At 75.4% G+C, this 6,294-nt stretch carries 5 protein-coding genes and 2 pseudogenes; 2 read left to right on the forward strand and 5 right to left on the reverse strand.

From position 1 onward, the window contains the following. Window positions 1-301: GNAT family N-acetyltransferase (locus SSBG_RS08545; RefSeq protein WP_158677754.1), on the forward strand; the 301-nt coding region annotated here is incomplete at its 5' end. Beyond that, window positions 298-1,119 carry a SirB1 family protein gene (locus SSBG_RS08550; RefSeq protein WP_008745791.1) on the forward strand — a complete coding sequence of 274 codons (822 nt, stop codon included), beginning with the start codon at window positions 298-300 and terminating at the stop codon, window positions 1,117-1,119. The genes SSBG_RS08545 and SSBG_RS08550, both read left to right, overlap by 4 nt. A gap of 58 nt (window positions 1,120-1,177) precedes the next feature. Here the strand turns inward: SSBG_RS08550 and SSBG_RS08555 are convergent, their stop codons facing one another. From SSBG_RS08555 to SSBG_RS08575, 5 genes and pseudogenes are all read right to left on the reverse strand, one after another. After that, the gene (locus SSBG_RS08555; protein ID WP_008745792.1) at window positions 1,178-1,798 is read right to left on the reverse strand and encodes a response regulator transcription factor; all 621 of its coding nucleotides are present in this window, start codon (window positions 1,796-1,798) and stop codon (window positions 1,178-1,180) included. After that, entirely contained in the window at window positions 1,795-3,012 is a 1,218-nt protein-coding gene (locus SSBG_RS08560; protein ID WP_008745793.1) for a sensor histidine kinase, read from the reverse strand. The genes SSBG_RS08555 and SSBG_RS08560 overlap by 4 nt, the downstream gene beginning before the upstream one ends. Window positions 3,013-3,020: 8 nt before the next feature. Further along, a pseudogene (locus tag SSBG_RS08565) lies at window positions 3,021-3,837 on the reverse strand (ABC transporter permease). Next, entirely contained in the window at window positions 3,834-4,769 is a 936-nt protein-coding gene (locus SSBG_RS08570) for an ABC transporter ATP-binding protein (RefSeq protein ID WP_037869270.1), read from the reverse strand. The pseudogene SSBG_RS08565 and the gene SSBG_RS08570 overlap by 4 nt, the downstream one beginning before the upstream one ends. Before the next feature lie 225 nt (window positions 4,770-4,994). Then, a pseudogene (locus SSBG_RS08575) lies at window positions 4,995-6,294 on the reverse strand (hypothetical protein); the annotation flags it as partial.

The following is a 6,294-nucleotide window of genomic DNA, read 5'->3' on the forward strand; positions in this document are numbered from 1 at the left end:
TTTCGTACATACGGACACGGGGGTGCCCGGGACCGGCGGGGTGCCGGGGGCGATCGGGCGGTGTGTCGTGGACGGCCGCTGGGCCGGGTTCTCGGCGGTCGAGGTGGCCCCGGAGCTGCGGCGGCGCGGGCTCGCCCGGCGGGTCATGGGGGCGCTCGCGCGGACGGCGCTCGCGGAGGGCGCCTCGGCGGCGTGGCTCCAGGTCGAGCGGGACAACGAGGCGGCGGTCGCGCTGTACACGCGCCTCGGCTTCACCGTCCACCACCACTACCACCACTACCGGGCCCCGGAGGCGGCGTGAAGCGGGAGGAGCGCAGGGCGCTGTTCGCGGCCGAGGCGCGCGAGGAGCGGCCCTCGCTCTCGCGCCTGTGCCTGCTGCTCGCGGCCGAGGGCGACGCGGGGCTGACCCCGGCGGGCATCGACGCGGCGGAGGCCGAACTCGACCGGCTCGCGGGCGCGCTGCCCTTCCGTCCGGGCGGCCCCGCCGACTGGGCGCGGGCGCTGCGCGAGGTGCTGGGGGCGCGGGAGGGCTTCCACGGGGAGGAGGCGGACTACGCGCGCCTGGGGTCCTCGCTGCTGCACGAGGTGCTGCGGCGCAGGCGGGGCCTGCCGATCCTGCTGTCGGTGGTGTGGATCGAGGTGGCGCGGCGCGCGGGCGCGCCCGTGCACGGGGTCGCGCTGCCGGGCCACTTCGTGGTGGGTCTCGGGGAGCCGGGGGACGTCCTCGTGGACCCGTTCGGCGCGGGGCGGCCCCTGGACCGCGCGGAGGCGGCCGGGCTCGTGGAGCGCACGACGGGCGGCCCGCTGACCCCGGACCGGCTCTCCCCCGCGAGCCCGCTGGAGATCGTGCGGCGCGTCCTCGGCAACATCACCGCGTGGGCGTCGGCCCGGCCCGAGCGCGCGGAGGTGGCCCTGTGGGCGGCCGAGCTGGGCCTGCTGCTGCCCTCGCACCCGGCCGGGCTGCGCCGGGACCGGGCCCGACTCCTGGTCCGTCTGGGCGACTACCTGGAGGCGGCGGCGGAGTTCGAGCGGTACGCGGAGGCCGTCGAGGCGGTGTCGGGCGACCTCGCGGAGACCGTACGGACCGAGGCGCGGTCGGCACGGGCGCGGCTGAACTGAACGCCGCGCGGCGGGCGTCACCCGGTGCGGGCGCCCCGCGCGGCGTACGGGCGCTTCCTCACAGCCACCCCTTCTCGCGCGCGATCCGCACGGCGTCGGCGCGGTTGCGGGCGGCGAGCTTCTGGATCGCCGTCGAGAGGTAGTTGCGGACGGTGCCCTGCGAGAGGTGGAGCGCGGTGGCGAGTTCGGCGTTTCCCGCGCCTCCGGCGGCGGCGCGCAGGACGTCGGCCTCGCGCGAGGCGAGGGGGTTCGCGCCCTCGGCGAGCGCGGCGGCGGCGAGCGCCGGATCGATGACGCGCTCCCCGGCGAGCACCTGCCGCACGGCGGCGGCCAGCTCGGCGGCCGGGGCGTCCTTGACGAAGAAGGCGCGCGCGCCCGCCTCCATCGCCCGGCGGAGATAGCCGGGGCGGCCGAAGGTCGTGAGGATCACGACGCGGACGCCGGGGATTTCGTCGCGCAGGACGGCGGCGGCGTCGAGGCCCGTCATGCCGGGCATCTCGATGTCGAGCAGCGCGACGTCCACGGCGTGCGCCCGCGCGGCGGCCAGGACCTCGTCCCCGCGCGCGACCTGCGCGGCCACCGTCAGGTCCTCCTCCAGGCCGAGCAGCGCGGCGAGCGCCTCGCGGATCATCGCCTGGTCCTCGGCGAGCAGGAGGCGGACGGGGCCGGGCGTCGTCATGCGGGCAGCCTGGAGCCCGTCTCGTCCAGCGGTACGTGCGCGGTCAGCGCGAAGCCCCCGCGGCGCCCCGCCCGGGCGGCTCCCGTCGTCAGGGTCCCGTCCACCTCCGCGAGGCGTTCGCGCAGGCCCGTGATCCCGTGCCCGGGCGCCGCGCCGCCCGGACCCGTGCCGTCGTCCTCGACCCGCAGGTCCAGGTAGGGGCCCTGGAGGCTCTGGCGGCGGGTGAGGGTCACGCGGCAGGTGCGCGCGCCACTGTGCCGTACGACGTTCGTGACGGCCTCGCGCAGGACCCAGGCGAGCGCTGCGGCGGGCTCCGGGGGGAGCGCGGGCGTCCGCTCGGGGAGCTGCGCCTCGATGCCGACGGTGGTGAGCGCGACGCGGGCCCCGGCGAGTTCGCCGTCGAGCGTCGGCTGCCGGTAGCCGCCGACGGCGGCGCGGACGTCGGTGAGGGCCTGGCGGCCGACCTGCTCGATCTCGGTGACCTGCCGGGCGGCCTCGGCGGGGCGCGCGGGGAGCGTCCGGCCCGCGAGTTCGCTCTTGAGCGTGATGAGCGAGAGCGAGTGGCCGAGCAGGTCGTGCAGGTCCCGGGCGAGGCGCAGGCGCTCCTCGTTCGCCGCGAGCTGCGCCACGGTCGCGCGGGCGTGGCGCAGTTCGACGGTCGTGCGCACCAGCTCCCGTACCCCCGTCATCGCGAAGCCGCCGAGCAGGACGGGGATCAGCGTGCTCCACTCCGGTTCGTGGCCGCGCAGCGGCGGCAGGGCGAGCAGCAGGGGGGCCGAGGCGACGACCGCGTACCGCGAGTACGGCAGCGGGAGGGCGGCGGCGCAGGAGACCGCGAAGTAGACGAGGAGGACGTACCAGGAGTCGCCGAGCCCGAGCGGCAGCGCGACGGCGAGGGCGAGCATGAGGGCGAGCGGCACGAGGGAACGGGCCGTCGTGTGCGCGCGGGTGACGTCCCGCATGACGAGGGTCAGGTAGCAGCCGACGAAGACGAGCAGGTCCGCCCACCCGGCGGTGCGCGCGGGCGCCGTGTGCGCGCCGCCGAGGAGGTCGTCGAGCGGGTCCACGAGGAAGACCAGCCAGATCCCGATCCACAGGGCCTTTCCGCGCAGCTCGCGGCGGCCGCGGGGCGGGCTGCCGATGAGCGAGGGACGCGCGAAGGGCGCGAGGGCGCGCAGGAGGCGGGAACGGGGCCGGGGGGTGCTGGTCGTCATCGGTGCCGTCACGCCTTCAGAGTGTCCCTGCGGTACAGCCGCGCGGCGACCGCCGTGAAGAGCAGAAGGTAGCCGACGACGAGCAGGACGTCCTTCGCGGGCGGCGCGCCGCCCGCCTCGACGGCCTGGCCCATCGCGGCGTAGGCGTGGGTCGGCGTCCAGGAGGCGATGTCCTTGAGCCAGCCGGGGAAGTTGGTGACCGGGAGCCAGAGCCCGCCGAGCATCGAGAGGCCGAAGTAGACGAGCATCGTGAGCGGGCGGACCGCGTCACCGGTCGCGAGGTAGCCGATCGCGACGCCGAGCGAGCGAAGACGAGGCTGCCCGCCCAGATGAGGCCGAGCAGGGCGAGCCACTGCCAGGCGTCGAGCCGGACGCCCTTGACGGTCGCGCCGACGACGAGGACGACGGCGATCGAGGGCAGGCTCACGACGGCCGCCGAGCCGATCTTGCTGAGCACGTACCGTGGCCGGGCAGCGGCGTGAGCCGCAGCTGCCGCACCCAGCCCTTCTCGCGCTCCTTGGCGATGCGCTCGCTGTTGCCGACGAGGACGGCGGTGAGCGCGCCGAAGGACGCCATGGAAACCATGAAGTACGCGGACAGGGTCAGGTCGCCGACCTTCGCGTCACCGCTCTGGCCGGCCGTGATGAGCAGGAAGAGACCGGCCGGGTAGAGCACCGAGAAGAAGAGGAACTTCCCGTTGCGCGTGGTCCGCGCGATCTCCAGGCGCAGCAGCGCGGCGGTACGGGTGAACGGGGAACGGGCGACGGTGGCGGGGCGGGCCTGGGCGCGCGGGGGCGCGGTCGCGGCGGCGGTCTCGTTGCTCATGCGGTCGTGGCCTCCTCGGCCGTGGTGAGGGCGATGAATGCCTGTTCGAGCCCGTGGCCCGTGACTTCGAGGTTGCGCGGGTAGAGGTCGCCGAGGCCGTAGAGGGCGTGCACGGTCGCGTTGGCGTCCTGCGAGGCCAGGCGTACGGAGTGGCCCGAGACGGTGACCTCGGTGAGCCCGGGGAGCGGGCGCAGGCGCTCGGCGAGGCCGGGGACGGCCGCCGCTTCGAGGTCGAAGGAGATCCGGCGGGCGCCCGCGCGCGCCTTGACCTCGGCGGCGGTGCCGTCGGCGAGGAGCCGGCCCTTGTTGAGGACGCGGTCGGTGATCGCGTCGGCCTCCTCCAGGTAGTGGGTCGCGAAGAGGACCGTAGGGCCCGAGGCGGCCTGTTCGCGCATCGTCGCCCAGAAGGCGTGGCGGGCGGTGACGTCCATGCCGGTGGTCGGCTCGTCCAGCACGATGAGGTCGCAGTCCCCGACGGTGGCGAGCGCGAAGCGCACGCGCTGTTCCTGCCCGCCGGAGAGCTTGTTGACCTTCTGCTCGGCGATCGTGCCGAGCCCGGCGACGGCGAGGGTGTCGTCCACGGGGTACGGGCGCGGGTGGAGCCGGGCCGCGAAGGTGACCAGTTCCCGTACCGTCACGTCCTCCATGAGCCCGCCGCTCTGGAGCATCGCCCCGACCCGCCCGGCGGTGATCGCCCGCTCGGGCGTGCCGCCGAAGAGGCGCACGGTGCCGGCGTCGGGGCGGCGCAGGCCGAGGAGGAGGTCGAGCGTGGACGATTTCCCCGCCCCGTTCGGGCCGAGCAGCGCCACCGTCTCGCCGGGGTGCAGCGCGAGCGAGAGCCCGGCCACGGCCCGCACCTCGCCGAAGCTCTTCGTCACTTCATCGAAGGCGACGACGGGAGCGTCCCCCGCCACGTCACGTGTATCCGTCATGCGGAAGAGAATGCCGCGCGCCGGACCATCCGGGGCAGTGCCCCGTGTCGTGGCTCCGGGATGACAGATGTCACGCCCCGGCGTTCAGCAACTTCCCCCCCCAACTTCCAGCCCCTCCGGCGTTTGAGGAGCGGGGGCGCGGGGGCGGAGCCCCCGAGGGGCCCACCCGGGGAAGGCCGAACCCACGCCGGGGGCGAGCCCGCGTCCCGGCCCGCCCCGCGAGGATCAGCTGGGATTCGTCTCGATCTCCACCGTCCGCTCGGCCGGCGTCTTCCCCCGCAGCGCCTCCCTGAGCGCCCCGACGACGTCCTGCGGCGTCACGGCCGTCCGCTCCCCCGTGCCGCGGGTGATGAGGACACCGTCGAAGGTCGATCCGTACAGCCCCTCCAGGGCCTTGAGGTCATAGGTGTCGACGAGCTTCCCGCCGACGGCCTTCACCCCGAGGATCTGCGGCAGCGAGCGGTCGGGGCCGAACTGGATCGAGGCGGGACCGGCCTTGATCGTCACGAGTCCGGACATGGCCGGGTCGGCGAAGTCCTTCTTCATGCGGTCGACCTCGGCGTCCGAGATCGTCGGCTTGTTCTCGCTGAGCGGCAGCGACACCGGCTTGGTCGTCCCGGCCCCGACCTGGTCGCGGTAGGCGCGGGTCACGATGTCCATCGACCTGGTGACGTCGAGCGTGCGGCCCGGCTTGCCGTGCACGGCGGTCGCCTTGCCCGGGGAGAACGTGATCGTCCCCTCCTTGAGGCTGCCCGAGGTGCCCGCGACGCGGCTCAGGGCGTCGGCGAGCTTCTCCTTGTCCACCGGCATGACCGGCTGGACGACGCGCTCCTTGCCGATGAGCGAGCCGAAGACGGAGACCGGGTTGTAGTCGCTCGTCGCCGCGGCGCGCACGGTCGCCTGGCTGTCCAGCGTGAGGCCGGACTTGTCGGGCTTGAGGCTCGCCGCCTTGCCGTCCACGCTGAGCGGGAGCGGGGCGAGGGAGCGCTTGGCGAGGGCCGCGTCGAGCTTGTTGACGGCCGCGTCGCGCGTACCGCCGCCGATGTCCACGCCGAGCACGGTGGTGCCCTTGGGCACGTCGGAACGGTTCATCAGGAGCCCGGCGCCGTACCCGCCCGCGGCGACGACGACGATCACGCCGACGAGGAGGCCGAGCTTGCTGCGGCCCTTCTTCTTCGGCTTCGCGGTCTTCGCCGCCTGCGCGGCGGGCTGCTCGGGCCCGGCGGGCGCCGTGACCGGCTCGGGGAAGCGGGCGGCGGCACCGGGGACGGGGAAGGAGGGGGAACCGGCGCCGGGGCCCAGCGGGTCCTGGCGCATCGTCACGCGGTCGGCGCCCTGCCCGCTCTCCCACTGCGGCGGGACGACGGGCAGGCCGCCCGTGAGCGTGTCCCCGGAGACGTTGCCGTTGGCGGGAGCGTCACCGGGCCCGCGGGGGGCGCGGGGCTGCTGCGGGGTGAGGATCGCGGTGTCGTCCACGGCGGGCCACGGCGAGCGCGGGGCGCCCGGCGCGGGATGCTGCGCGGTG

Origin of the sequence: Streptomyces sp. SPB074 (assembly GCF_000154905.1) — a bacterium.
In the GTDB taxonomy this organism is placed as follows: Bacteria; Actinomycetota; Actinomycetes; order Streptomycetales; family Streptomycetaceae; genus Streptomyces.